The 26,034-nt window shown below is 67.0% G+C and carries 26 protein-coding genes; 15 read left to right on the top strand and 11 right to left on the bottom strand.

The genetic code is table 11. The annotated features are described in order from the left end of the window. Positions 1–115 precede the first annotated feature (115 nt). Both EP7_RS15920 and EP7_RS15915 read left to right on the top strand, forming a co-directional pair. Complete coding sequence (locus EP7_RS15920) at positions 116–1,033, top strand: hypothetical protein (RefSeq protein WP_463522397.1); 918 nt, start codon at positions 116–118, stop codon at positions 1,031–1,033. Positions 1,034–1,161: 128 nt separating this feature from the next. Then, a complete protein-coding gene (locus EP7_RS15915) occupies positions 1,162–1,662 on the top strand; it encodes a Fur family transcriptional regulator (protein WP_463522395.1) in 501 nt (166 codons plus the stop codon). Between the two features lie 32 nt (positions 1,663–1,694). Here EP7_RS15915 and EP7_RS15910 read toward each other — a convergent pair whose 3' ends face one another. The 4 genes from EP7_RS15910 to EP7_RS15895 all read right to left on the bottom strand — a co-directional run bounded on the left by EP7_RS15910 (position 1,695) and on the right by EP7_RS15895 (position 6,404). Next, the gene (locus tag EP7_RS15910) at positions 1,695–2,966 is read right to left on the bottom strand and encodes a hypothetical protein (protein WP_463522393.1); all 1,272 of its coding nucleotides are present in this window, start codon (positions 2,964–2,966) and stop codon (positions 1,695–1,697) included. Between the two features lie 91 nt (positions 2,967–3,057). Next, on the bottom strand, positions 3,058–4,719 hold the full coding sequence (locus EP7_RS15905; RefSeq protein WP_463522391.1) for an alkaline phosphatase family protein: 1,662 nt from the start codon (positions 4,717–4,719) through the stop codon (positions 3,058–3,060). 67 nt (positions 4,720–4,786) lie between these two features. Next, positions 4,787–5,491 (bottom strand): methyltransferase domain-containing protein, encoded by a 705-nt coding sequence (locus EP7_RS15900; protein ID WP_463522389.1) that lies wholly within the window; start codon positions 5,489–5,491, stop codon positions 4,787–4,789. A gap of 235 nt (positions 5,492–5,726) precedes the next feature. After that, positions 5,727–6,404: a PEP-CTERM sorting domain-containing protein gene (locus tag EP7_RS15895; RefSeq protein WP_463522387.1), complete on the bottom strand. Its 678-nt coding sequence runs from the start codon at positions 6,402–6,404 to the stop codon at positions 5,727–5,729. 282 nt (positions 6,405–6,686) lie between these two features. On the opposite strand from EP7_RS15895, the gene EP7_RS15890 reads away from it, so the two are divergent. Beyond that, a complete protein-coding gene (locus EP7_RS15890; protein WP_463522385.1) occupies positions 6,687–6,827 on the top strand; it encodes a hypothetical protein in 141 nt (46 codons plus the stop codon). Between the two features lie 73 nt (positions 6,828–6,900). Here EP7_RS15890 and EP7_RS15885 read toward each other — a convergent pair whose 3' ends face one another. Beyond that, positions 6,901–8,226 (bottom strand): ABC transporter permease, encoded by a 1,326-nt coding sequence (locus EP7_RS15885; RefSeq protein ID WP_463522383.1) that lies wholly within the window; start codon positions 8,224–8,226, stop codon positions 6,901–6,903. Then, entirely contained in the window at positions 8,219–9,133 is a 915-nt protein-coding gene (locus tag EP7_RS15880) for an ABC transporter ATP-binding protein (RefSeq protein WP_463522381.1), read from the bottom strand. Before EP7_RS15880 ends, EP7_RS15885 begins: the two co-directional genes overlap by 8 nt. Positions 9,134–9,413: 280 nt before the next feature. Between EP7_RS15880 and EP7_RS15875 the strand changes: the two genes are divergently transcribed. The 9 genes from EP7_RS15875 to EP7_RS15835 all read left to right on the top strand — a co-directional run bounded on the left by EP7_RS15875 (position 9,414) and on the right by EP7_RS15835 (position 17,314). Continuing rightward, positions 9,414–10,079, top strand: a complete 666-nt coding sequence (locus EP7_RS15875; protein ID WP_463522379.1) for a helix-turn-helix transcriptional regulator — start codon at positions 9,414–9,416, stop codon at positions 10,077–10,079. A gap of 100 nt (positions 10,080–10,179) precedes the next feature. After that, positions 10,180–11,010 (top strand): Fe-S cluster assembly ATPase SufC, encoded by an 831-nt coding sequence (gene sufC / locus EP7_RS15870; RefSeq protein ID WP_463522377.1) that lies wholly within the window; start codon positions 10,180–10,182, stop codon positions 11,008–11,010. A gap of 116 nt (positions 11,011–11,126) precedes the next feature. Next, a complete protein-coding gene (sufB, locus tag EP7_RS15865; RefSeq protein WP_463522375.1) occupies positions 11,127–12,542 on the top strand; it encodes a Fe-S cluster assembly protein SufB in 1,416 nt (471 codons plus the stop codon). A gap of 197 nt (positions 12,543–12,739) precedes the next feature. Then, positions 12,740–14,077: a Fe-S cluster assembly protein SufD gene (gene sufD / locus EP7_RS15860; RefSeq protein WP_463522373.1), complete on the top strand. Its 1,338-nt coding sequence runs from the start codon at positions 12,740–12,742 to the stop codon at positions 14,075–14,077. A 129-nt stretch (positions 14,078–14,206) separates the two neighbouring features. Continuing rightward, positions 14,207–15,067: a sulfurtransferase gene (locus EP7_RS15855; protein WP_463522371.1), complete on the top strand. Its 861-nt coding sequence runs from the start codon at positions 14,207–14,209 to the stop codon at positions 15,065–15,067. Between the two features lie 102 nt (positions 15,068–15,169). Next, positions 15,170–15,616 (top strand): SufE family protein, encoded by a 447-nt coding sequence (locus tag EP7_RS15850; protein ID WP_463522369.1) that lies wholly within the window; start codon positions 15,170–15,172, stop codon positions 15,614–15,616. A 37-nt stretch (positions 15,617–15,653) separates the two neighbouring features. After that, positions 15,654–15,968, top strand: coding sequence for a non-heme iron oxygenase ferredoxin subunit (locus tag EP7_RS15845; RefSeq protein WP_463522367.1), 315 nt, complete (start codon positions 15,654–15,656; stop codon positions 15,966–15,968). 24 nt (positions 15,969–15,992) lie between these two features. After that, entirely contained in the window at positions 15,993–16,292 is a 300-nt protein-coding gene (locus EP7_RS15840) for a metal-sulfur cluster assembly factor (RefSeq protein ID WP_463522365.1), read from the top strand. A gap of 215 nt (positions 16,293–16,507) precedes the next feature. After that, positions 16,508–17,314 carry a S24 family peptidase gene (locus EP7_RS15835; RefSeq protein WP_463522363.1) on the top strand — a complete coding sequence of 269 codons (807 nt, stop codon included), beginning with the start codon at positions 16,508–16,510 and terminating at the stop codon, positions 17,312–17,314. A 17-nt stretch (positions 17,315–17,331) separates the two neighbouring features. Here EP7_RS15835 and EP7_RS15830 read toward each other — a convergent pair whose 3' ends face one another. Next, a complete protein-coding gene (locus EP7_RS15830; protein WP_463522361.1) occupies positions 17,332–18,351 on the bottom strand; it encodes a 2-dehydro-3-deoxygalactonokinase in 1,020 nt (339 codons plus the stop codon). Between the two features lie 121 nt (positions 18,352–18,472). Here EP7_RS15830 and EP7_RS15825 point away from each other — a divergent pair, with 121 nt between their 5' ends. Together EP7_RS15825 and EP7_RS15820 are read left to right on the top strand one after the other, a co-directional pair. Further along, positions 18,473–19,864, top strand: a complete 1,392-nt coding sequence (locus EP7_RS15825) for an AAA-type ATPase lid domain-containing protein (protein WP_463522359.1) — start codon at positions 18,473–18,475, stop codon at positions 19,862–19,864. Positions 19,865–19,987: 123 nt separating this feature from the next. After that, a complete protein-coding gene (locus tag EP7_RS15820) occupies positions 19,988–20,344 on the top strand; it encodes an STAS domain-containing protein (RefSeq protein ID WP_463522357.1) in 357 nt (118 codons plus the stop codon). Positions 20,345–20,357: 13 nt separating this feature from the next. On the opposite strand, the gene EP7_RS15815 is transcribed toward EP7_RS15820, so the two are convergent. Both EP7_RS15815 and EP7_RS15810 read right to left on the bottom strand, forming a co-directional pair. After that, entirely contained in the window at positions 20,358–21,365 is a 1,008-nt protein-coding gene (locus EP7_RS15815) for an RluA family pseudouridine synthase (RefSeq protein WP_463522355.1), read from the bottom strand. A gap of 122 nt (positions 21,366–21,487) precedes the next feature. After that, positions 21,488–22,459: a YfgM family protein gene (locus EP7_RS15810; RefSeq protein WP_463522353.1), complete on the bottom strand. Its 972-nt coding sequence runs from the start codon at positions 22,457–22,459 to the stop codon at positions 21,488–21,490. 435 nt (positions 22,460–22,894) lie between these two features. On the opposite strand from EP7_RS15810, the gene EP7_RS15805 reads away from it, so the two are divergent. Then, positions 22,895–23,320 (top strand): hypothetical protein, encoded by a 426-nt coding sequence (locus EP7_RS15805; RefSeq protein ID WP_463522351.1) that lies wholly within the window; start codon positions 22,895–22,897, stop codon positions 23,318–23,320. Positions 23,321–23,440: 120 nt separating this feature from the next. Here EP7_RS15805 and EP7_RS15800 read toward each other — a convergent pair whose 3' ends face one another. Beyond that, the gene (locus EP7_RS15800; protein ID WP_463522349.1) at positions 23,441–24,334 is read right to left on the bottom strand and encodes an amidohydrolase family protein; all 894 of its coding nucleotides are present in this window, start codon (positions 24,332–24,334) and stop codon (positions 23,441–23,443) included. A gap of 31 nt (positions 24,335–24,365) precedes the next feature. Beyond that, positions 24,366–25,877: a DUF1501 domain-containing protein gene (locus EP7_RS15795; protein ID WP_463522347.1), complete on the bottom strand. Its 1,512-nt coding sequence runs from the start codon at positions 25,875–25,877 to the stop codon at positions 24,366–24,368. Between the last annotated feature and the right edge of the window lie 157 nt (positions 25,878–26,034).

Below are 26,034 nucleotides of genomic sequence, written 5' to 3'. Positions count from 1 at the left end.
TGACGCGGCTGATGACTCCCCGTGGGGGGCCCTCCGCCGCGACTCTCGACGGCGACAGACCTGCTGACGGGCGGAGCCCGTCACGAATGGATCGGAACCGGCAAGGAGGTCGGTGATGCGACGCGCATGGAAGCCAGTGCTCGCCCTGGCGCTCGCCGCGCCCGCGGCGTTCGGCCCCACCCCATCCGGGGCCGACGAGCCCAGGGGCCTGGGCCGCTTTTTCCGCCTCGGCGGGTCCGACAAAGACAAAGAGAAGGTCAAGCCGACCGGAGTGGCGAAGCCCGGGGCCGCACCGGCCTCGCAGCCGTCGCCCTACGACTCGGCCCCCAACTTCTCCCCGGCACCGGCCTACAACCCGTCGGCCGTCCCGCCGAATCTGGGCTCGGGCCTGAATCTCAGCCCCAACGCCACTCCGGGCGTCATGCCCGAGGTCCCGGCGCCGACCATCCCGGCCCCTGCCGGACCCAATGCGGCGGGCCCCCGGATCCTGCCCCAGCCCCGCAATAGCCGGTCGATCACCGACAGCGACCCGCTCGTCTCCCGGATCGCCCTCGGGCGGTCGGACAACGGGACGCAGTTCGCCATGTTCCTCCAGGTCTACGCCGACGGCACCGTCATTGACGGCGAAGGCGTGCACCATGTCGGCCGCGAGACGCTCAAGCCCATCCTGGACGCGATCCAGGCCGGCGACGTGCTCAAGGTCAAGGGACACTGCGGCGGGCCCGCCACCGACTACATGGAGCGGGTTCAGGTCGTCGTCTACGAGCGGAGCATGGGCCGGCTGCGGGCCAACTCGTTCTCGTATTCGGGCAATCCCCAGGGGTGTGATCACTCGATCCGCCACCTGAGCACGGCGCTCGAGGCCATTCAGGCGAAGATCAGCGGCCCCGCCCAGGCGGTCGGCTCAACCCCTCTGGCCGACGGGACTTCGACCGAGGTGATCGCCCCGGCTCCGCCGCCTCCGAGCGTGTCCGAGCCTTCCGCTCCTCCCCTCGGAACCCCCTCGCCGATCGGGCTGACGCCCATTCAGTGAGCCGTCCGAAGTGGCGGGGGCTAGGCGACTCTGCTACACTGTAGATAAGAATCATTCTCGTTACACGAGGCTCGCTCTCCCTTGGTCCGGGCGAGCGTGCCTCGTCGCGTTCGCGAAGGGCGTTCAACGTGGCGAATCTCCACTCCGAGCCCATCGTCCCGCTGTCGGTGTCGGAATCCCCCGAAGAGAAGTTCCGCGAGTATCTCGAGATCCGCAGCGAGAAACTCACCGAACCCCGTCGGGTCCTGATCCGACACATCTTCAGCTCTCATAAGCATTTCGACGCTGACGAACTGGTCGCCGACCTGCGTTCGGCGGGTCGCACCGTCAGCCGGTCGACCGTCTACCGGACGCTCAGGCTCCTCGTCGACGCCAACCTGTTGCGTGAGCTGAGGCTCAACAACCGGACGGCCTACGAGCACGACTACGGCTATCCGTCGCACGACCACATGCACTGCACCGAGTGCGGCGAGGTGGTCGAGTTTCGCAACGAGGAACTGCAAAACCTGCGCGATCAGATCGCCGCGGAGCACGGATTCCGGGCCGTCGGCCACCGGTTCCTGATCACCGGGGTCTGTGCCAGGTGCAGTCGGGCGCGCAGCCCCAGACGTCGCCTCGACCTGATCTGATCTGAGGCGACCCGGAGCCGGCCACGGCTGATTTAGTTTGCCAGTCGCCCGCCGGGGAGCAAGTCGCCGGCGAGTGGCCTGGTGACGGCCGTCGGCCAGGCGGCCGGGGTTCGGTCGGGCCTGGGAATTTTCAGGCCGACTCGCGTGAGCCGGGCGAAGGCGATGTCGAAATCGCCCCAGAGCCCCCCTCGCTTGTAGTTGGTGGGATAGGCCAGAAAGAGCGCGGCCATGACCAGGGCGACGCAGGCGAGCCTCGCGGGCGCCTGGTCCGAGCGAGTCGCAATTCCCTGCGCCGAGGGAATCCGGCCGATGCCGAGCGCGACGAGGGCCAGCAAGGCCGGCAAGTCGTGGAAGCTATAGCCAGGCACGCCAAAATGGACGAACAGGTGGAAGCCAAGCGCCGGCACGACGCTCAGGGCCAGTAATGCCACGAGCGGCCAGCGGGTCCGCGAAATCCCTCTGGGGACGAACAGCAAGGCGGGCCCGAGCGTCCAGGCCAGAGCCATCGTCAGCTTCACCGCGTAGCGGAGCGGAGCATCGCGGACACCCAGATTCCAGAACGAGTTCCGGTAGCCGGCTTCGTGGGCGAACTCGGCGCTGGCCTCGCGATAGTGGGCCCAGCCAACATCGGCGACCATCCCGCCGAGCCAAGCGAGGTTCACCAGGGTGAAGACGACCAGCGGCCCGATCGCGGCCTTCCAGCGGTGCGGCCAGAGGATCACGAAGAAGACCGGGAGCCAGAAGGTGCCGATGTCCTGGCGATACCCGGTTCCCAGCGCAAGAGCTAGCGCCGCGGCGTAGGGGTGCCAGGGCCTAGGATCGGCATAGGTGCGGACGGCGATTCCCAGCAAGAAACAGCCGACCAACGGGATCGCGGTGTAATTTCCGGCCAGGGCGCCATACGCCCAGAAGAGGGGCGAGACGGCGAGCAAGGCGACCGCGGCCGTGGCCGTCGCGGGCCGGACGAGGGCCCGCAGCCACCACCAGGCCGAGGTCAGCGCCAGCGCGCTGACGACCATGTCCAGGACGATGAACCCGCGATACGGGTCGCCGATTGCGTTGCCGATCAGCCGGGCCGACGCCAGGAAAAGCGTGTGATGCATCGGCATCCGGTAGGCGGCGATCGTCTCCAGGAAGCCGAATTCGTCGGTCTCCACGGGGGCATCGCGGGCCACCGGCCAGCGGGTCAGGACGACGAAGGCCAGGGCGAGCGCGAAGACGCCGAGCACCCGGCCCCAGCTCGGGGACGGGGCGACCCCAGCCTGGCCGAGGTCGCGCATCGGCGTGTCGGTCCGGTCGGACATATCGCGGGTGCTCCGTCGTGGGTGCGTCGTCGAGGTGTCGGTCGGTCGAGCTTCGGTCGGCGGGGCCCTCCGCCTGGAAGGCCCGCCCTGCTCATTCCAGGTAGCCGAGGTCGGCCAGGCGCTGCTCGATGATGGCCTGCTCTTCGGGGGTGTACTCGAACTCGGGCTGGTGCGGTCCGGCCAGGCCGTGGGCCTGGTCTTCACGCATCGGCTGGTGGGCCTGAGCGGCCGGCGGGGCATCGTTCGACTCGCCCCAGGCCTCGATGATCGGCCGCCCCTCGATGTGCGCCGGGATGGGCAGGTCGAACAGGCGGAGGACGGTCGGGGCGATGTCGCGCAGGTCCGACCTGAGATTCCGGCCGGGGGTGACCCCGGGCCCGGCGATGGCGACGATCCCTTCGGGGCGATGCGTGCCCGGGAGCGCATCGTCGGCCTCGACCCAGCTCTTGCCGGGCGCCAGCTTGGTGCGGACCCAGTAGGCCACGTCGGGCAGGGCGATGATGTCGGGGTAGCCTTCGCGCGCCGGGTCGAGGTTGTGGGTCGAGGCCATGTCGATGATCTGGGCGAACAGGGGCTCCCCCGTCTGCGGGTGGCGGGCGTCGGCCAGGGCGGCAATCGTCGCCTGTCGTGCGTCGTCGATCTGCCTGAAGGTCTGGAGCGGCGCCCCGGCACTGCGCGAGGCGGTGTTCAGGTAGATCATCGCCGCCGTGTCCTGGTGGGGCGCGAAGGCGAGAGTCCGCTTCCAGTCGAACGGGAACTGCGCCGAGACCGACTGGTCGAAGGACGACGTCCGGGCCTCGGGCGTGCCCCGCTTGGCGTTCCAGAGGGCCAGCCGGCCGCGAATCTTCTCGGCACCCATCGCCAGGGTGCCAAATTTGGACGGTAGCCGAGCGATCCCGGCGTCAAGCAGCACGCGATTGACGTGGACCCGCCCCTTGCACGAGCCGAAGCCGTGGTCGCTGACGACCATGACGGTGGCGCCGCGTTTCTCGGCCAGTTCGCAGACCCGGCCGATGGCGGCGTCGAGCCCGCGCATCACGCCCTGGGCGGCGGCGTTCATCGCGGGGTCGTCGATCCCGGTCTCGTCGACGTTCAGGTATCGCCAGGCGCGATGCTGGAACGGGTCGAGGTTCTGGAACTGGACCATCAAGGTCGACCAGTCGGGGACGTGGCGGTCGGCCGACCAGGCCCCTTCGGCGCGTGCCTTGAACAGCTCGATCGTGGGATCGGCCGCGGCGTTCATCTCGTCGATGTTGCGCGGGGGCTTCTTCCAGAAGAACTTGAGCGCGTAGCCGGGGACCTCGCGGGCGAGCCGCTGGGCGAACTCGGGCGAGCCTGACAGCGCGGCCTCAAGGTGCGGCGCGTCCATGCCCGAGACGACCACCCCTTTAACCTTCAAGGGAGGGAACGTCACCGGGACGTTCAGGCTGATGACCGACCGGCCCGCGTCGGAGAGCAGGTGCCAGAAGGTGGGGACCTTCACCCGGCCCGAGTGGTTGACCCGGAGCTGGCCGGCTGCGGCGTCATAATAGCGGTGGTCGAAGACCCCATGCTGCGCAGGCCCGCAGCCGGTCATCATCGTCGTCCAGGCGGCCGACGTGACGGGCGGAATCGTCGACCTGAGCGTGCCGTAGGCCGAGCGTCCGAGCAGGGCGGCCAGGTTTGGCATCACCCCGTTCTGGATCATCGGGTCCAGGACGGTCCAAGTTGCGCCGTCGAGGCCGAGGATGACCAGGCGATCGGTCGTCTTCATGATCATCTCCAAACGCAACCGGGACGAGTCCAGGGACCTCAGACGCGCACACAACGGCCAACTTCGCTCAACCGACGCGGGCCAGGGGGCGCGGGGCGTCGATGGTGAAGTCGGACTGGTAGTAGGCGTCGGAGATGTACCGCTCCCACTTCGACCGGTAGATCTTGCCGAACCCACGACGCAGCTTCTGGCCGAGGCTGCGGCCGGATTCCTGCTGGGCGAGCCACGACTTGTAGTGGTTCGTGACGGTGCTCGCCTTGGTGGCGAAGTCGGCCGCGGCGGGCGACTTCACGCCCATGGCCATCACCGTGTGCGGGAACTTGTGGTAGCCCTGGTAGCCCGAGAGCGTCCCGCCATAGTTCGACATCAGGCGTCGCAGGCAGGTCGGCGTCATCCGCCAGTAGTCGTCGGGATAGGCGTGGATCCTGAAGTTCAGCGGGGACGTGATGATGAAAACGCCGCCCGGCTTGAGGATCCGGTAGACCTCGTCGAACGCCCTGCGCACCTCGAAGACGTGCTCGAAGGTCTCGATGCAGAGCACCGTCCCGGCGCAGCCGTCGGGCATGTTGATCGCGGTGACGTCCTCGACGCGGTCGACGCCGGGCCCCGGGCGCATGTCGCAGCCCAGGTATTCTTTGCCCGCGAACATCGAGCGGAGGTCGGCGTAGTCGACCTGCCCTTCGACCTGATAGGCCCCGAACTCGTAGACGGGGCCCGGGCAGTTGAACGTCTCTGAGACGAACTGGCAGAACGCCTTGTTATGATCTCGCACGCGGATGCTCCTCCCTGAGCTGATGACGCGGGCCGATCGCCTTTGGCCGGCCGTCTCCGGACGCCTTTCCGGATTGCCGGGATGATAGAGGCCGCCGCACGTTCGGTCAATCCGAACCGAAGATCGAGGGCGACCCAGGCCCGCGATCTTCGCGACGACCCGCCTTAATCAGGCGTTATCCAATGTGACACCATGTGCGAAGGCTCCCTCGGCAGCGTGGGACGACGCCCGCATGTCAGGCGGAGGTCAACCTCGAGAGGGAGGCTTTGCGGCCCGAAATGCGGAGCAAGACGCCGGAGATCCCAATCCCGAGCATCACGATGCTGGACGGCTCGGGGATCACGGTCAGGGTACCGAGGTAGGCGCCATTATTGTCGGAGTTGATCGATTCATTGACGGCCAAATAGAGGTGGGCGCCCCCATCGGGGATGACGACAACGCTCCCAAGTCCGATGAGGAACCAATCGTCCCGGCCGGGGGTGGCGCTGAACGTGCCGACGACCGCGCCATGGCGGATCGCCAGAGGATCCGTCGTGTCGGTCGTCATCTTCCCGGCGAAGCCAAAGCCGCTGCCGGTCGAGTCGAAATTGAGGCCGCCGCCGACGAAGTGGTTGATGCCGTCTCCGCCCGCGAGGGTCGAGTAAGCCGCGCCCTCATTCGCAAACGCCAGGTTGGACGAGGCCGGGGAGAACAGTGAGCCGTCGGCGTTGACCTGGATATTCGGGTCGATGAGGTCGCCGTGGCCCGAGAATGAGAAATTCAGGATCGAACCGCCCGAGAATAACCCCAGGTCCAGCTTATTGTCGCTGCCCGTGGTGAGCGATAGCGAGAAGGTGGAGTCGGCCCGGACGACGTTCGGGGCAACCATCAGACCGGCGAGCAGGGCTAGCGAAGCAAGGTTCCGGCCATTCATGATGCCTTCGCTCCTTCGATGATCGAGTTCACAAGGCGGTATGACATTGAAGCTTCGATGGATCGGGGCCCATCTTACACGTCGACAAGTGCGTATTCCAAGAGCCTGCAATTGTAAAAAAGAGCCAAGGCGTTCCGGAGATCGTCCAGCCTGTCCCGTTCCTTCCCCGGTGCACCGCCCGGTTCGGGTTGCGTTGGCGGGGCGTTGTGGACAGAATGTGGACTTCGCCGGTCGGCTGACCGGTCTGAGCAGGCAGTCGACCGGACGGGAGATCAGTCAGCGATGAAGGTCAAGACGAAGCATCGTAAGGGCGGCAAGTGGAAGCGCAAGGCGGACAGCTCCCCCATCGCCAAGGGGCGTCGGGTGAAGAAAAAGGGGCGTAACCCCATGAAGCACAAGCACCTCGGCGGCAAGGGCCTGTAAGGCCCCGCCCCGAAGTTTTGCCGATGTCGGTGTCAGGCCCGCCCCCAAAGGCGGGCCTGCGTCGTTGAATGGCTCAGCGGGCGGTAACCCAGCGGGCCATCTCGAGCAAGCTCGGCGCCTTGCCGTGCATGAGCAGGCCGGTCCTGAAGATTTTCCCCGCCGCCCAGACGCAACCGACCGTCGTGGCCAGGGTCAGCACGATCGAAACTCCCACCTGCCAGGCCGGCGGGGTCGGCTGTAGCCCCATGCGCAGGAGCATCAAGTATGGGGTGGCGAACGGGATCATCGACGTGACGACCGAGAAGGTGCTGGAGGGAGCCTGCAAGATGGCCGTCCAGACGAAGATGGGGAACATCGAGACCAGCATCACGGGCATCATCAGGGTTTGCGCGTCCTTCAGCTCGCTGCACGAGGCTCCCACGGCGAGATAGAGCGAGCCGTAGAGGACGACGGCCATCACCATGAAGAGCACGAATGAGGCGAAGAGCCCCGGGCTGATGGCGTCGGAGTAGCCGTAATACCAGGCCACGCCGTAACCGCCGCCGACATAGAGTGCGGCCAGCACCAGCGAGACCCCTGCCCCGCCGATCAGCTTGCCCATCATCAACTCGAACGGCGTGACCGAGCCGAGCAGGACCTCGCTGATCCGGCTCATCTTCTCTTCCAGGACGCTGTTGAGCATCTGCGGGGCGCTCGACATGACGACCATGAAGAGCAGGAACATGAGCGCCGCCGGCGCCGCGATCAGGCGGATCTTGTCCACCTGGGCCGCCTGACCCACCCCCCCGTCCGCCCCGCGCTGAACCAGGCCTCTCTGGTCCAGGGGGATCGGCCGGTTGATCCGGGCGACGAGCGTGGGGTCGAGCTTGGCGTCGGAGAATCGGAGCCCCTGGACCTGGGCGCCGACCGTCGCCTGCAACCAGTTGGAGAGGTCGTTGGCGCTCGGCTCGTTCGAGTGATAGATCATCTTCTCGTCGGACGCGGGATCGATCACCCCGGCCGGGATCTCGACGAAGGCGAAGAGCTTGCCGTCGCGGATCTGGTCGGAAAGCTCCAACCGCTTCGCGTCCAGCGTCGCATTGTCGACCGCGACGATCGTCGGCTCGAACCGGGCCCCTCGGACCTGGCCGGCCGACTTGCCCTGGGCCTTGCCCGATTGCGCCGGGTCGAGCATGTCATTGCGAAGCCTGGCCATCTCGACGATCCCGGGGGCCAGCTTCCCGGTGCCGTCGAGGATGGCGAATGGCTTGGGCTTGGTGTCGACCTGGTCATTGGCCAGCTTCTGGACCAGGATCGAGCCGACCATGATGAGCGGCAGCATCAAGACCCCGATCACGAACGCCTTGGTCCTGACCGCGTTGGCGAACTCGGTGGATGCCACGACGAAGATCTTACGCATGGATCTCGGCTCCTTCCGGCTCGGGGTTGGCGATCCGGACGAAGATGTCGCGGAGCGAAGGGCGGGCGATCTCGAAGTGCAACACCTGCGTCCGGGCGATCAGGGCGGCAAGGACCGCCTGCGGGTCGGCCTCGGTGCGCACCTCCTGGTAGTTCCCCTGGTCGTTGTAGCCGTCGATGAGGTCGATCTCGTCGAGCACCGAGGCGCCCGCGGCGGTCCTCACCTTGAGGGTGTCGTAGCCGTAGAGCTCCTGGATCTCGTCGAGGGAGCCGTCGAGCACCTTCTTCCCCTTGAAGATCATGAAGATCCGGTCGCAGAGCTGCTCGGCCACGCTCATGTCGTGGGTGGAGAAGACGATGGTGGTGCCCTGCCGCTTCAGGTCGAGGATCGCGTCCTTGAGCACCTCGGCGTTGACCGGGTCGAGCCCCGAGAACGGCTCGTCGAGGATCAGGACGTCGGGCTTGGCGACCACCGCGGCGATGAACTGGACCTTCTGGGCCATCCCTTTGGACAGGGCGTCAACCTTCTTGTCGGCCCAGTCCGCCAGCCCCATCCGCTCGAGCCAGGTATTGACGCCCAGGTCCAGTTCCGGCCCGTGCAATCCCTTGAGGCGTGCGTAATAGCGAATCAGGCGGCCGACAGCCATCTTCTTGTAGAGCCCGCGCTCCTCGGGAAGGTAGGCCACCCGGTCGCGGGCGGATCGGCTGGATGTCTCGCCCAGGACCTCGACCTCGCCGCGGTCCGGCATCAGGATGCGCATGATCATGCGCAGCGTGGTCGTCTTGCCCGAGCCGTTGGGCCCGATAAAGCCATAGAGCGACCCACGAGGGACCGTCAGCGAGAGGTCGTCGACGGCCGCGGTCTGGCCGAAGGACTTGGACACACCCCGGATGGCGATGGCGTCCATCGAAGTAAGGTTTCCGGCTTGCATGGCCCGCGGCCCACGCCCGGACGTGGGCTTCATCGTCGAGTCGCTAATGGGTTCGTCCGTGAAACGATGGTATTACAAAGTCTTGACCGAGTGGGGCCCCCAATGACCAGTTGAGACTAAGACTCAGTCCCACAATCTGGCCGGGAGACGGATCGTAAGGTCATCGGTGTCATGGGGCTGGATTTAACCCAACGATTCTTGCGAAAAATGACCCAGGGTGGTGGACGCTGGGGCAAGTCCTCCTTACAATCGGGGCATGAACAGCGGCGCAGGTCCTCGAAACTCGACCGACACGACGGACCGACCGTTACTCGACCTGCTCCGGCGTGAAGGGTCATTGACCGTTGCCGAGCTCGCCGAACGCCTGGGCGTGACGGCGAACGCGGTGCGGGTGAGGCTGACGCGGCTGACCGACTCGGGCCTGATCGAACGCCAGTCCGAGCCCGGCGGCAGGGGCCGCCCGAGGCACACCTATCGGGCCAGCGCCGAGGCCCAGCGGCGGCTCGGGCAGAATTATGCCGACCTGGCCCTGGCCCTCTGGGAAGAGATGATGCAGGCGGTCGACGACCGCAAGCTGCGTCGCTTGCTCTTCGGCCGGGTCACCGATCGCCTGGCCGACCTCTATCGGGCCCAGCTCGACGGCGGCGACTGGCAGGGGCGACTGGTGCAGCTCGGGGCGATGCTGGGCGACCGGGGGATCGAGGCCGAGATCCTGAACAAGGCCGACAGCCTGGGGCCGACCTTGCGGCAGCACTCGTGCCCCTATCACGCGCTGGCCGAGCTGGACCGGGGCATCTGCGCCATGGAGCGCAAGATGTTCGAGAAGGTGGTGGGCCAGGCCCTCAGGCTGAGCCAGTGCCGCCTGGACGGCGACCGCTGCTGCGACTTCGAGCCCAAGGCCGTCGTCGCCCGGACCGAGTGACAACCGGTCCAACAAATCAAATCGAACCCAACGGACGACGCCTGGCTTCCGGCCAGACAGAACGACGACAGATGACCAGCTTCCCACGGGGCGGAGACCGATGAGCAAGGTGCTGAAGATCGAGGGGTTGCGGGTCGCCATCGACGGCAAGGAGATCCTCAAGGGGGTCGACCTGACCATCAAGCAGGGCGAGGTGCACGCGCTGATGGGCCCGAACGGCTCCGGCAAGAGCACGCTGAGCTACGCCCTGGCGGGCCACCCCAACTATGAAGTGACCGGCGGCACGGCCACCCTGGACGGGGTCGACCTGCTGGCGATGGAGGCCGACGAGCGTGCCAAGGCCGGCCTGTTCCTCGCCTTCCAGTACCCGACGTCGATCCCGGGCGTCACCGTGGCCAACTTCCTCCGCCACGCCGTCAGCAACGTCCGCAACCCCGACCGCAAGGAAGGGCACGAGCTGATCTCGATGAGGGACTTCCGCAAGGAGATCCGCTCCGAGATGGACGAGCTGGGCATGGACCAGGAGTTCGCCCGCCGCTACCTCAACGAGGGGTTCTCCGGCGGCGAGAAGAAGCGAGCCGAGGTCCTCCAGCTCTCAATGCTCAGGCCCGCCTTCGCCATCCTCGACGAGACCGACAGCGGCCTCGACATCGACGCCGTCCGCACGGTCAGCGAAGGGGTCAACCGGGTCGCCGCCAAGTACGACACCGGCATCCTGGTCATCACCCACTACCAGCGCATCCTGGACTACATCAAGCCCGGGTTCGTGCACATCCTCTTCGGCGGCAAGATCGTCGAGGACGGCGGGCCCGAGCTGGTCGACCAGCTCGAGCGCGAGGGCTACGGCTGGATCCGCGAGAAATACCCCGAGGCCGCACGCGACGAGGAAGATCTGGAGCAGGCCGCGCCCAAGCCGGCCGCCACCCTCTGATCGCCCACCCGCTCGCCCCCGCCGACAAAAATCGGCGGGCGGCCCATGCCCTCGATCCACCGCCCCGACCCGACCCCACACGATCGACCGACCACCCCTCAGGGGAGGATATAACGATGGCGACCGACCTGAACACCCAGGTCCAGGGCATCAAGGACGAGTACAAGTACGGCTTCCACGACTCGGAAGCCAACTACTCGTTCAAGAGCGGCAAGGGCCTCAACCGCGAGATCGTCGAGCAGATCTCCGAGATGAAGAGCGAGCCCAAGTGGATGCGAGACATCCGCCTGAAGGCGCTCGAGGCCTTCTGGCAGAAGCCCACGCCGACCTGGGGCGGCGAGCTCTGCGACCTCAACTACAACGACATCCGCTACTACATGAAGGCCGCCGACCGCCAGGGCAAGTCCTGGGACGACGTGCCGGCCGACATCAAGAACACGTTCGACAAGCTGGGCATCCCCGACGCCGAACGCAAGTTCCTGGCCGGCGTGGGCGCCCAGTATGACTCGGAGGTGGTCTACCACAGCCTCCGCGAAGACCTCTCCGCCAAGGGCGTGATCTTCGTCGACACCGACACTGCCCTCCGCGAGTACGAGGACCTGGTCCGCCAGTACTTCGGCACGATCATCCCCTACCAGGACAACAAGTTCGCCGCCCTGAACACGGCGGTCTGGTCGGGCGGATCGTTCGTCTACATCCCCGCCGGCGTGAAGGTCGACATCCCGCTTCAGGCCTATTTCCGGATCAATGCCGAGAATATGGGCCAGTTCGAGCGGACCCTGATCATCGTCGAGGAAGGCGCCCAGGTCCACTACGTCGAAGGGTGTACCGCCCCGGTCTACACCACCGAGAGCCTCCACTCCGCGGTGGTCGAGGTCGTCGTCAAGAAGGGTGCCCGCTGCCGGTACACGACCATCCAGAACTGGGCGAGCAACATCTACAACCTCGTGACCAAGCGCGCGGTCGCCTACGAGGATGCCCTGATGGAGTGGGTCGACGGCAACCTGGGCAGCCGCCTGACCATGAAGTACCCCGCCGTCTACATGATGGGCAAGGGGGCCCGCGGCGAGATCCTCTCGATCGCGTTCGCCGGCAAGGGCCAGCATCAGGACGCCGGCGCCAAGGTCGTGCACGCCGCGCCTTACACCAGCTCGCGGATCATCTCCAAGAGCATCAGCAAGAACGGCGGCCGGGCCACCTATCGCGGCCTCCTGAAGGTGGCCGACGGTGCCAAGGGCTCCAAGTCCAACGTCGTCTGCGACGCCCTCATCCTCGACGACCAGAGCCGTTCGGATACCTATCCGTACATCGAGATCGACGAGGATGACGTCAAGATCGGCCACGAGGCCAGCGTCTCGAAGATCGGCGAGGAGCAGCTCTTCTACCTGATGAGCCGCGGCCTGTCCGAGGCCGAGGCCGCCACGATGATCGTCAGCGGTTTCATCGAGCCCCTGGTCAAGGAGCTGCCGATGGAATACGCCGTCGAGATGAACAAGCTCATCGAGCTGCAGATGGAAGGCTCGGTCGGCTGACGACCGGAATGCCAACGATCTCGCACGGGCCGGCCCGGGGCAACCCGGGCCGGCCCCGCCCACGCCGTCGGTCGCAGCTTTGCCGACCTGGAATTGTCGCAGTCGGCCACGATTGACCCGGAACGCATGCAGACGGGGGGACGATCGGCCGGGCCGTCGTCCGACCCCGGACCGCCCAGAACGAGACGACATCCACGATGAGCAGCGTCACCGCGTCCACTCCCGCCGCCGCCGCCATCGGCGGGTTCAGCGAGGCGGCCTTCGAAGCCTCGCTCGCGTCCAGGGATGAGCCCCGCTGGCTCGTCGACCGCCGCCGAGCGGCCTTCCAGGCCTTCAAGTCCACCCCCCTGCCCACCACCCGCGACGACGAGTGGCGGCGCACCGACATCCGCGCCCTGAAGCTCGACAACTTCGGCCCGCCGACGATCGATCCCAGCGTCGACGCGATCGCCGCGATGGAGGCCGCGCACGCGACCCTCGCGTCGTACTGCGCCACCGGTATCCAGCAGGTCAACGGCCGGGTCACTCGCACAGCCGACACGAGCAAGCTCGGCGGCGCCATCCTGCTCGACCTGGCCACGGCCGCGGCCGAGTACCCGCAGATCCTCGAGAAGTACCTGGCCAGCGACCCGGCCGTGGTCGGCGGCGATGCCTTCTCGATGATGCACGCCGCCTTCCGCACCGGCGGCGTCATGCTCTACGTCCCCAAAGGCGTGAAGGTCGACGTCCCGCTCTACTCGCTCGTCGGCCTGGGCGCCGAGGGCAACGTCGACCTCGACCACACGCTCGTCGTGCTCGAGGAAGGTGCCGAGGCGACCCTCGTCCGCGAGACGACCGGCATCGGCCGGGCCGAGGCCCCCGGATTCCACAACGGCGGCGTCGCGCTGCACCTGGCCGCGGGCTCGAAGCTCCGGTTCGTCAACATCCAGAACTGGGACCAGGCCACCTGGCACTTCAGCCGAGAGCGTGCCTACGTGGGCGCCGAGGCGAAGCTGCAATGGACCGTCGGCGGGCTCGGCTCGAGGCTCTCCAAGGTCAACCAGGAAGTCGCCCTGGCTGGCGAGAAGGCCGATGCCCAGGTCAACGGTATCCTCTTCACATCGGGACGCCAGCACCTCTCCTACTTCACCCGCCAGGACCACCAGGCCCCGCGCACGACCAGCGACCTGCTTTATAAAGGCGGGCTCAAGGACAAGTCGCGGATCGTCTGGAAGGGCATGATCCGGGTCGAGAAGGCCGCCCAGAAGACCGACGCCTACCAGAAGAACGACAGCCTTCTGCTGGCCGACACCGCGCGTGCCGACTCGATCCCCGGCCTGGAGATCGAGGCCAACGACGTCCGCTGCACCCACGGCGCCACCGCCGGGCGGGTCGACGAAGAGATGGTCTTCTACGCCCAGGCACGCGGCATCGAACGCGAGACGGCCGTCCGCCTGATCGTCGAAGGCTTCTTCGCCAAGGTCTACGACCGGGTCGAGATGGAGCCCGTGCAGGAAACCCTGCGCCAGGCCGTCGCCACCAAGCTCAACCTCTGACATCAATCCTGATCCCTCGACGGGCGGGGGGCTGACCCCGGGCCCGACTCCTCGACGAGACGAGTCGAGTCGGCCCCGGAACGTTGCCCCTCGCCCCATCCCACGGAAGCCCCCGGAGAGTCTCCGCCCATGGCCGCTGCCTATGTCCACCCCGAAGTCCTCGTCTCCGCCGACTGGGTCGAGCAGCACAGGAATGACCCCAAGGTCCGGATCGTCGAGAGCGACGAGGACATCCTGCTGTACGAGATGGGTCACATCCCGGGCGCGGTGAAGGTCGACTGGCAGGGGGACCTTCAGCACCAGATCCTTCGAGACTATATCGACGCCGCCAAGTTCGCCGAGATCTGCGAGCGCTCGGGGATCTCCAACGACACGACTGTCGTTTTCTATGGCGACAAGTCGAACTGGTGGGCCTGCTACGCCTTCTGGGCCTTCAAGCTGTTCGGCCACAAGGACTGCCGGATCATGAACGGCGGCCGCAAGCTCTGGACCGACCAGAAGCGTGAGCTGACCGTCGAAGTTCCCAGCTATCCCAAGGTGACGTACACGGTCGACCCCGCGGCCGCCGCCGAGGCGTCGATCCGCTGCTTCCGCGACGACGTGCTCGCTCACCAGAAGGCGGGCCTGCCGCTGATCGACGTGCGCAGCACCAAAGAGTTCACCGGCGAGCGGACGCACATGGAGAACTACCCGGAAGAGGGCGCCCTCCGCGGCGGCCACATCCCGGGCGCCAAGAGCGTCCCCTGGTCGCTGGCCGTCAATGAGGACGGGACGTTCAAGACGGCCGACGAGTTGAAGGTCATCTTTGAGTCCGAGGCCGGCCTGAAGCCCACCGATAATGTGGTGGCCTACTGCCGGATCGGCGAGCGGTCGAGCCTGACCTGGTTCGTCCTGACCTACCTGCTGGGCTACCCGACCGTGCGCAACTACGACGGCTCGTGGACCGAGTGGGGCAACCTCGTCCGGGTGCCAATCGTCAAGGGGGCCTGAGCCCCGCTTGGTTTGCTCGCTAGGAACCGGCCTGAACCGGCGGGGAGCCACAGTGCACGCCCCGCCGGTCGGCCCGAGTAGGCTCCGCCACCAGGAGGTCCCGTGTCCGCCGCAGCACTCGACGAGATCGTGTCGGAACTGGGCGGCGCCGACCGCCAGGAGCGGATCGAGCTGCTCATCGACTTCGCGCGGAACCTGCCGCCGCTGCCCGCCAAGCTCGACCACATGAAAGACGCAGCGCATCGCGTCGAGGAATGCCAGTCGCCTGTCTACCTCTTCGTCGAGTTGCACGGCGATCGGATCGAATTCCACGCCGATGCGCCCATCGAGGCCCCCACGGTGCGTGGATTTGTGGCCATCCTCGTCGAGGGGCTGAAAGAGGCCACCATCGAGGACGTGCTGTCGATCCCCAACGACCTGATCGAGCGCATCGGCCTGCCGGAGATCCTGGGCATGCTCAGGGTCCGCGGGCTGCACGGGGTGCTCGGACGCCTCAAGGCCGAAGTCACCCGGGCCGCCATCGGCCGTGCCAGCGAGCCCTCCGCCTGACCGGATCCACCGACCAGGCCCCAAATCGGACGGACCTATGCCCGCCAGCACGCGAGTCGCCTCACTGTCCGACATTCCCGCCGACGGCAAGCTCGTCGTCGAGGTCGAAGGACGCTCGATCGCCCTCTTCTCCGTCGACGGGACCGTCTACGCGCTCGACGACGTCTGCACCCACGACGGCGGCCCGCTCGCGGAAGGTCGCCTGGAAGGGTGCGTCATCGAGTGCCCGAGGCACGGGGCGAAATTCGACGTCCGGACCGGCCGTGCGGTCGGCTTCCCCGCCTTCGAGGCGGTCCCTCCCCACGACGTCGTCGTCCGCGACGGCTCCATCTACGTCACCCTCAACGACTAAACCCCCTCCAGGGAGCATCCAACCATGCCCGATCAGGACACGATCGTCGTGGCGCTCAAGAATGTCATCGACCCCGAGTTGCACGTCAACATCGTCGACCTCGGCCTGATCTACACGATCCAGACACGCGAGACCGAAGTCGACGTCGAGATGACCCTGACGTCGCCCGCCTGCCCCGCCGGCCCCCAGCTCATCCGCGACGCCGTCGGCGCGATCGAGAAGGTGGACGGGGTGACCAAGGCCAACGTCAAGCTGGTGATGAACCCGCCCTGGACCCCGGAGCGGATGACCGACGACGCCCGAGACCAGCTGGGAATCTTCTGAGCGGCGGGTCATCTTCGTGGGATCGATATGCGTCAAATGCCCGTCTCCGGGGCTTTGCGGAGCCTCTGAGCTATAGAAAGTCGGCAAGATCAGGCTTTTCCCTTGACAGCGGGCATCATCCAGCATATCACTTGCGCACCCAATCTCACTCCGCTCGAATGATTTCCGGCGACGATCCGGAAGTCCGCTGGGAATCCCGCAGGCGGGGACATGACGTGGCTCGCAAAAAGACTCCCAAGATTCGCATTAACGTCAAGGCGTCAATCTCGCGTAGACTGCGCGAGATCCGCCAGGAAATGTTCGGCGAGCATGGGGGCCCGGAGCTGGCTCGACGCCTCAACCTCCCCGCGCGGACCTGGTACAACTACGAGACCGGCGTGACCGTCCCGGCCGAGGTGCTGCTCGGGTTCATCGAGCAGACATCGACCAACCCGCTCTGGCTGCTCAGCGGCGAGGGGGCGAAGTTCCACTCCGGCGTCGAGGACCAGGTCCTCTCCGACCTCACGCCGGTGGAGCTGATCCGCAAGGGGCTCGAGAAGCTCGAGCAGGCCAAGCCAAATGACCTGGTGCTGGTCGCCGCCGACGACCTGCCGGGCGAGGCGATGTCCGACTTCGTCGCCGTCGGGCTCTACCCGATCCAACGGATGGCCGAGGGGGCCTTCGACCCCTCCCTCATCGAAGGGCATGTGCTGGCCTATCGCCAGTGGCTGCCCAACCCCCGCGAGACCTTCTGCGTCCGCCTGCCTGACGACGCGATGCACCCGATCTTGCCCAGCGGCTCGGTCGTCGCCATCGATCGGACGGTCACCGATCCCCTCGCCCTGAAAGGCCGCATGGTGGCCGCGGTCATCGACGGCGAGTCGATGGTGCGCTGGCTCGACGTCAGCGGCCGGCACGTCATGTTCCGCCCCAACCAGCAGAAGCCCGACTATCCCATCTATCCGCTGCCGCTCGACCACATCCCCCCGCGCACGATCATCGGCCAGGTGGTCTGGTCCTGGAGCCGCTTCAACGGCGGCTGACGGCGATGCCGCCGCGATCAGAGCCCGCCGCGATGACGGCGGGCGATCTCCAGCGCCGCGAGGGCCGACGCATCTCGCGTGACGCGATCGTCGAGGGTCCTGACGCGGCCCGGGAGCAGGCCGTCGAGCAGCTCGGCGTACCAGCGGCGCAGCGGTTGACGGCCCCCGACGAGCAGTGTGGGTGCCTCCGCGGCGATCGGATGGGCGGCGAGGTGGCCAGCATCCTGGCCCAGCAACGCCCCCAGCCAGAACGCGGATCGTTGCGCGACGTCGAGGGCGCCCGTCACGGCGGCGATCCGAACGAGGAACGCCGCACGCCCCAGGCCAACCTCGGCCACGGTACGCGACCCCAGCCGCAAGGCGTCGGGGTCGGGCTCGTCGGGCAGGCTCCCGGGCAGGCTGGCCGCGAGGATCGTGTGCCTGGAGAGGGCCTCGAGCATCTCTCCGGCCATCGTCGTGTGGCTGCGGGCGATCCGCCCCTTGGCGTCGACCTCGACCAGCTTCGTGTGCGAGCCGGGCCAGAGGAACGCCGTGGGCAAGGGCGCGAGCGGCTCGGCGAGCAGGGCGCCCAGGGTCTCGCATTCCTCGCCGCGCATCAAATCGGCAAGCATCCAGCCGCCTTCCCCCGAGCCGGCCGGGGTCCGGACCCCCGGGATGAACAGGATCGGGTCCGGATAGACGTCGGGCAGGGTCCGGCTCACCGAGGCCGCGGCCAACTCGTCCAGTCCCGCGGAGGCCGGCACGTGGGGGACGGCAAACAGGCCAATGTCCGCGGTGAGCATCCCGGCCGCGACGACCGGGGGCCTCGGCCCGGCCGTCGGGTCGATCCCGCCTTGCCCGAGCACGTCGCGGATGGCCAGGCCCACCGCGGCGGCCAGCGATCCAACCCCGCCTGTGAAGACCGAGTCGCGTGCCCCGACGGGCTGGCTTGCCGTGGCGACCAGGGAACTGCCCCGGAAGAGCCTGGCACGCGTGTTGGTGGTCCCGCCGTCGATCGCCACGGCCCAGGGACCTGCCAGATCGGTCTCGCGGATCATCCCCTCACCCCTTGCTTAGGCGCCTGGCGCAGGCCATCTTGAGGCGACCGCGGCGAAGGCCGATCCTCTCCGCGTGGCCGCCCTCCGCGACCACGCTCGACCACCTTACCCGATCGACATCATGGCGTCTTCCCGCGCGCTGGCGGCTCGTCTCGATGCGCTCTGGCAGCAGAGCACGGGCCCCCTCTTCGCCCTCAATTCCGACCGCCGACTGCTCTACGTCAACCGGGCCTGGGAGGCCTTGACCGGCTACGACGCCGACCAGGTTCAAGGACTCCTCTGCCGGGCCATGGGGCCGACCAGGCCGGGCGACCTGCTGGGTCTCGGGGGGAGCTTCTGCCCCCCGCCGGAAGCGATCCAGGGGCAGCCCAGCAGCACCCTGACCCTCATCGTGGCCGCCGACGGCGAGCGTCACTGGAGGCGGATCGAGTTCTGGCCCCTCCGCGGCGACGACGGGGGAGTCGCCGGCATCCTGGGCCTGGTCCGCGAGCCCGAGGCCTTCCCTCTGGCCGCCGAGAGCGAGACCAGTCGCCTCCGGGTCGAGTTGATGCATGCCAGAGAACGGTTGCAGGCGAGGCAGGCCCCCGAGGCGCTGATCGGCGTGGGGCACGCCCACCGGAGGCTGCTCGACCAGGTCTCGACCGCCGCCGCGACGACAGTCCCCGCGCTCATCGTCGGCGAGACGGGGACCGGCAAGCGTGCCGTCGCCTGGGCGATCCACTCGCAGGGGGCGGGGCGTCAGGCGCCGATGGTCCCGTTCGACTGCCAGGCCCTGCCTCACGACGTCCTCGGCCGCGAGTTCATGGGCCTCGTCGGCCTCGAACACGCGAGAGAAGGGCCCCGCCCCAGGTCGGTGATCGTGCCCGGATCGACCGTCGTCGTCGGCGACGTGCTCGACCTTCCGACCGACCTCCAGGCCGATCTCGCCCGCGCGGCCACCGGCCGAGGCCGCCTGATTGCGACGACCCGTGGAGACCCCGACAAGGCACTGAGCGCCGGCGGGCTTCTGCCCGAGCTTTTTTACGCCATCACGGGCCTCGTCCTGAGGCTCCCGCCGCTCCGCGAACGCGTCGACGAGATCCCGATGCTGGCCCAGCACTTCCTGGAGCGGGCGAACCAGCAGGGGGACCGCCAGCGCGACGGTTTCAGCCGTGCGGCGCTCGATGCGCTGGTCGGCTATGACTGGCCGGGCAACTTGCGCGAGCTGGGCCGCGTGGTCGAGTCGGCACACGGCCGGGGAGATGGCGATCTCGTCGGGGCCCTAGATCTCCCGGCCTCGATCCGAGGCCATCTCGGCTCCCCTTACATGCCCCCCGCCCCGGCCGCGAGGATCGAGCCGCTCGATGAACTCCTGATGCGGGTCGAACGCCGCCTGATCGAGCAGGCACTCGCGCGGGCCCGGCAGAACAAGTCGAAGGCGGCCGACTTACTGGGCATCTCGCGACCGAGGCTGTACCGGCGGATCAAGGAGTTAGACATTCCAGACGTGCCCGAGCCACCGGAGTCCCCTTGATTCAGATCTTTGCGGCGGATTTCGCATCGCCGTGCCGCCGGTTGGTTCTATGATTGGGGGATATCGCCCGACGGGGCGTGATGCGGGCAAACGCCGCCCGGGACAAACGAGGGAGTTCGTCCGATGTTCCAGACGCAGAAGGCCTTGTACGAATGGTCCCTGGTGGGCGACGTCGCGGTGGTGCGACCCCTCCTCCGCGAGATCACCGAGCCGAGCGTGGCCACCGAGCTGGGCGTCCAGCTGAAGGCACTCCTCGATTCCGGGCAGGGTCGGATCGCGGTCGACCTCGGACCTGTCAAGTACATGTCGAGCACGGCCTTCGGCATGCTGGCCAACCTGGCCCGCCGGGTTACCGCGGCCGGCGGCACGCTGAAGGTTTTCGCGATGGACCCCATGGTCCGCGTCGGCGCCGACATCATCCGCCTGGGCGAGTTGATCCCGATCTATCAGACCGAGGACGACGCGCTCTCGACGTTCTGAGGGCACCCGCGCGTCAGCGAGTCGGCACCACCGGCCTGAAGCGTCGGAGTGCTTCGAGCGTCTGAGCCATGTCCGACGGGATCTGGCTCGTCAGGTTCATCGACGCGCCTGTCTTGGGATGGGCGAATTGGAGCGTATGTGCATGCAGGGCCTGGCGGCCCATCAGGACCGCCTCCCCCTCGGCCGAGTCGTCGCCTGTCAGGTCGCCCAGCGTAAGGCGGGCGCGACCCGAATACGCCTTGTCGGCGATGATCGGGTGGCCGATGTGCGTCAGGTGGACCCGGATCTGGTGAGTCCGACCCGTCGTCGGCTTGCAACGCACCAGCGCGTAGCCGCGGAACCGCTCGGCCACCTCATAGAAGGTCGACGCCGGCTTTCCGCCGTCTTCGGGCGTACGGATCGCCATCTTCTCGCGGATGGCCGGGTGCGGGCCGATCATCCGCTCGACGTAGTCTCGATCGCGGTCGGGCACGCCGTTCACAATGGCCAGGTACTCTTTGCGCACCAACCGCTGTTCGAATTGCATCGAGAGGTTGCGATGCGCCTGGTCTTCTTTAGCCACGATGAGCAGGCCCGAGGTGTCGCGGTCGAGGCGGTGGACGATGCCTGGGCGATTCTCGCCGGCCACCGTCGACAGGGTATCGAAGTGGAACTGGAGCGCGTTGACGAGAGTGCCGCTCCAGTTGCCCTTGGCCGGATGCGTGACGAGCCCGGGCGGCTTGTCGACGACGGTCATCACGTCATCCTCGTAGATGACGCCGATGGGGATATCCTCGGGGGCGTGCGACGCCTCGTTCATCTCGGGCAGCCAGGCGCGGATGACGTCGCCGGCACGGACCTTGGCCGAGGCCTTGGCCGGCAGGCCGTTCAGTTCAACGGCACCCGCCTCGATGATCTTCTGGATCACGCTGCGGGAGAAGTCGTTGAACCGGCTGGCCAGGTAGGCATCGATCCGCTTGCCCCCCATCCTCGGCTTGACGACGAACTCCTCGGGGGTGTCCGACAACTCGCGGGAGGCCATGGAGCGACCGATCAAACTAAGGGGCCAGGAAACGGGAAACCGCGATGCGGCGGACTGCCGGCATCGCGGTCGATGGATCGAGGACCGCCCGAGGCAGGCCGGTCAATCACTGGTCTGTCAGTTCAGAGCTTGGGAGCGGGCGCGAACGGGTCGGCCGGCAACGCCGCCGGAGTCGCCGGTTTGGAGTCCGGGGCCGGAGTCGCGGCGGGCGTCGGGGACGGGTCGGCCGGCTTGGCGTCCGGGGTCGTGGTGGCCGGAGGGGGCTCCGGCAATGCCGACGCGGGAGGGGCCGTGCTGGGCAGGCTGACGCCGGGCGAGAGCAGCGAGTCGAGGGCCGAGCCGCCGCCGAGCGCAGGGCCCAGGGTCGTCGGGCCGTCGAGGGCCGGGTGATTTAGCGGTAGCCCGAGGGTGGCATCTCCGCCGGGCGGGAGCGTGACCTGGGGCGCCTTGTAAGCGTAGAACTGCTTGTAGAAATCGGCCGCGTCGGGACGCTGCAAATCCTTCAGGACATCAGCGGCCTGGTCGGCTTCCAGAGTGTCGGGGAACTTGGAGACGACCGCCTTGTACTGGTTGATCGCCTCGGCAAGCTCGTTGCGAGCCTCCAGCGTGCGTGCGACTCCCAGGGCGGCGATGCGGGCCGCGGGCTTGGTGATCGGCGTTTCCTTGGCCACCTGCTGGTAGAGGTCGAGCGCCTTGCGCAGCCGGGGGAGTGCCGCATCCCGGTTGTTGGGCAGGTCGCCGAAGCCCTGGAGGTAGAGATCGTTGGCGGCCTGGAGCAGCCCCCACTCGGCCGCCGCAGAGCCGGCGTGAAGCTTGGCGATCTCGATCCTCTCCTCGGGCGTCTTGGCGGCCGCAAGCTCATCCCAGGCCTTGACGTCGCCGGTCTGGCTCGTCGTCAGGAAATTGCCGAAGCCCACCACCGCGACGAATGCCAGGACCGAGCCGACCAGGAAGAGCCAGAAGATCGGGCCCTTCTCCAGGCCTCGATACAGCCAGCGCCCCAGGATCGTCATGTCCTCTTCAGGATGATGGACGACCGTCGGCTGGTCATGTTCGTACAGGTGCCGTGCCGGAGTCTGAGTCTCGTCTTTCATCGATGGTCCAACCCGGCCCGAGTCGTCGCGGGCGATCTTTGAAGATGATCGCTTGAAGAAGCCTTTCGGATCTTAATCCGAAGACGTCCGAACGGTCAAGCAACCGAACTCCATTCGCATCGAGCGCGACGGCCTTGGACCCACAAAAGTTTGCCCCCCTGAAAAAACTTTTTCAGGAATTGGTCCACAATTCTGTCCGGTTTCGACTCCGGTTTTCCTTTCTATGGTTAGGGAGCCATCGACTCGGGACCAAACCTTCAACCGGATGCGATCGAATCGATCGAACCCGATTGAGAGAACCTCCACAGGCGATGAACTCTCCCATCCTTAAGAAAGGGCTTCGCCTCGGGCATGATCAGGGATGGTCAGGATTCGGCCGCGGCGATCTCGACGAATCATTTCGGACGACTTCGAGGACGATTGAGGACTACGACAATGCCCGAGCATAAAGTGAGCCTCAACGCTGCGGCGATTACTCTTTATCGGCAGGGAATTCGCCGTGCCTGCGCCGAGAACTACGAACGGTCCATCATTTGCTACCAGCGGGCGCTGGACTGCATCGAGAACCCCCGCGCCTCGGGCAAGCTGGAGCGATGCATCCTCACCTCGCTGGGCGATGCCCACTGGGCACTCGAGGCGCACGCCGTGGCCGTCGAGGCCTACGAGGTCGCGCTTTGGGGCATGACCGCCGGTGAAGGCCATCCCTACCTCCACCTGAGGATTGGTCAGAACTCCCTGGATACGGGCGATGCCAAGCACGCACTCGAGCATCTTCGCGCGGCCTTCGATGGCGACGAAAGCCTCTTCGAATTCGAAGACCCCCGCTATCTTCAGTTCCTCGAATCGGCGGGCTGCCTCTAATAACCGGCCCAAGCTCTCCAGGGTCTCACCGAACACGCCCCCGGCCGATGCGACGGACGAGCATCGGGCCGGGGCCTCGCTCCATCATTGATGCAGCTCGCCTACGACGGTCGGCCAGTCTTAGCCACGACGCGGCTTGAATAGCAACGCCTCGGCGGTCCGGCCGAGCAGCCAGGCTTTGGCCTCGGCATCGAGGAAGTCCAACCGGTCGCGAATCAACGCGATGCTCGCGTCGTAAGGTTGGTCGACGACCTGGAACGGGCAATCGCTCTCCCACATGCAGCGTTCCGGGCCGAAGGCGGCGACCACGCGGCGGATCAGCGGGCCCAGATCGAGATAAGGAGGGGTCTTCTTGCCCAGTGCATAGAAGGCCCCGAGCTTGACGTAAGTCCGTTTGTACCTGGCCAGCGCCAGCATCGCGTCGACGTCCCGGTCGCGGATTGTGCCGTCGACACCGATCCGGCCCAGGTGGTCGAGAATGATGGGAGCGTCCGGGTGGATGGCGGCCATCCGGTCGATCTCGGGGAAGGCGTCGGGGCCGACCAGGCAGCTCAGGACCAGGCCACTTTTCGCGGCCTCGGCGAACATCCGATCGTATCCAGGATGGCCGAGCCAGCGAGCAGGCGGGAATTTGGCGTACTCCGCCGCCGACGCGCCGGTGCGGACATAAGAACCGACCGACTGGATCCGGAAGGCTCGCACACCTTTCGTGGCGAGTTCGCGCATAGCATGCGCGGGATCTGCGCCGAATGGGTCGACGATCGCGGTCCCCACGAATCGGTCGGGGTAGAGCCGGATCATGTCGAGCATGTACGAGTTGTCAAACCCGTAGTAGCTCATCTGGATCAGGTTGACCCGACCCACGCGCGAGGGGCGGCACGTCTTGAGGAGTTCCTCGGACGTGAACGACGGCGGCTGCATGTCGGCCTTGGCGTAGCCTTCGGCCAGGGGATAATGCGCCGTGTCGGGCGTCCAGATGTGGGAATGGGCGTCGATGTAAGGTTCTTCGACCACGTCGGGCGGGCCCTCGTTGCGCTTCGGCGGCTCAGGCGAGCGCCTCGGCGATGACCTTGGCGTCCTGGGTCAGCGGCATCGGCCGCCCCTGGCGGTCGGCGAGCATCGTGTCGGGGGCGACCCCGAGCAGGTGATAGGTCGTCGCCAGGATATCCTTGGGAGAGACGGGATGGTCGACCGGGTCGCCGGCGACTTTGTCCGAGCGGCCGACCACGCGGCCCCGAGCAATCCCGCCTCCGGCGAGCAGCGTGGAGTAGCAGCGCGACCAGTGGTCGCGGCCTCCCCCCTGCCCCGTGGTGATCTGCGGAGTCCGGCCGTGCTCGCTGAGGCAGAGGACCAGGGTCTCGTCGAGCATCCCCCGCCGGTCCAGGTCCAGCAGCAGCGCCGAGAGGGTCTGGTCGAGCCCGGGGAGCAGCTCGTCGCGCATCCGGTTGTAGTGGTCCCAGTGGGTGTCCCAACCGGTCCCGGCCAGGCCATACTCATCCCAGAAGACGGTGATGAACCGGCCGCCGGCCTCGACCAGCCTGCGGGCGGTGAGAGTCGCCTGGCCGAACAGGGTCATCCCGTACATCTCGCGGGTGTCGGCCGACTCACGATCGAGGTCGAACGCCTGGCGGAGCCTGGGCGAGCCGAGCATCGAATAGGCCATCGAGCGATGTCTCTCGATGCCCGAGTCGTCGTCGGGGGCATTGGCCCTGGCTCGTTCGAACTGGTCGAGCAGGGAGCGGCGGCGATCGAGCCGATCGAAGGTCAGGTCAACACCGGGATTGCTGCCCATGGGGGGGCCGACTCGGAACCGGCTCTCGGGGGTGATCCCGCGATAGGGCTCGGGCTGGTCCCAGGTCATGTCGCGCAGCGTCTTCTTGGCGTTCTTGGTCGCCTTGCCATCGAAGTCGACGGAGATCGGGTCATAGGCGCCGCCGAGGAACCCGGCGTAGGGGCCCGCGCGGGCGACCTCGCCGATGCGCTGGCTGCTGAAGGCGAACGGCAGGACCAGGTTGCCCGGGACGTCGGCCGCGCCATGGGCGGCCTTCATGCGATCGGCGTACTCGACGACCGAGCCCATGAAGGGCCAGTGCGACGTGTCGCGTGGGTTCAGCTCCTCGGGCCCGAGGATGCGCGGGATGCCCGAGGTGGCGAAGGCGACGCCGTGCAGCGGGTGTGGGTGGGTCATCGACCGGATGACGGTGGCCCGGTCCATCACCCGAGACATCTTCGGCAGCATCTCGCAGACGTCCATGCCGGGGACGTTCGACGGGATCGAGCCCCACTCGCCGCGAATCCCCGAAGGGGCGGCCGGCTTGGGGTCGAAGGTCTCGAGCTGGCTGGGTGAGCCATACAGGAACAGGAGGATGCAGGCCTTGGCCTTGCCGAAGCCGGGCAGTGTCTCGCCGGGGGCGGCGGCGGCCGAGGCGGCCTGGAGCGCCGAGATGTTGGCGTCGGTCAAGCCCATCCCGAAGAGGCTCAGGCCACCCGCGTGCAGCAGGTCCCGCCGGGTCAGGCCATCGCAGAGCTGCTTCCGACCGCCAAGAACTCGGATCATGCGTCATCCTCTGAGCCGATCACGAGGAAACTCCGTGACCCCACCAGGATAGATCGGACGGGAGCATTGTTCAACAACAATCCCCCGGCGATCGACGATCCAATTCAGGGAAGCCGGGATCTGAACGAACACGACGCGCCGCGGGACCAGGTGGCCC

Source organism: Isosphaeraceae bacterium EP7 (assembly GCA_038400315.1).
GTDB lineage: Bacteria > Planctomycetota > Planctomycetia > Isosphaerales > Isosphaeraceae > EP7.
Note: the sequence above shows the minus strand (reverse complement) of the source record. Positions and strands in the feature narration are given on the sequence as shown.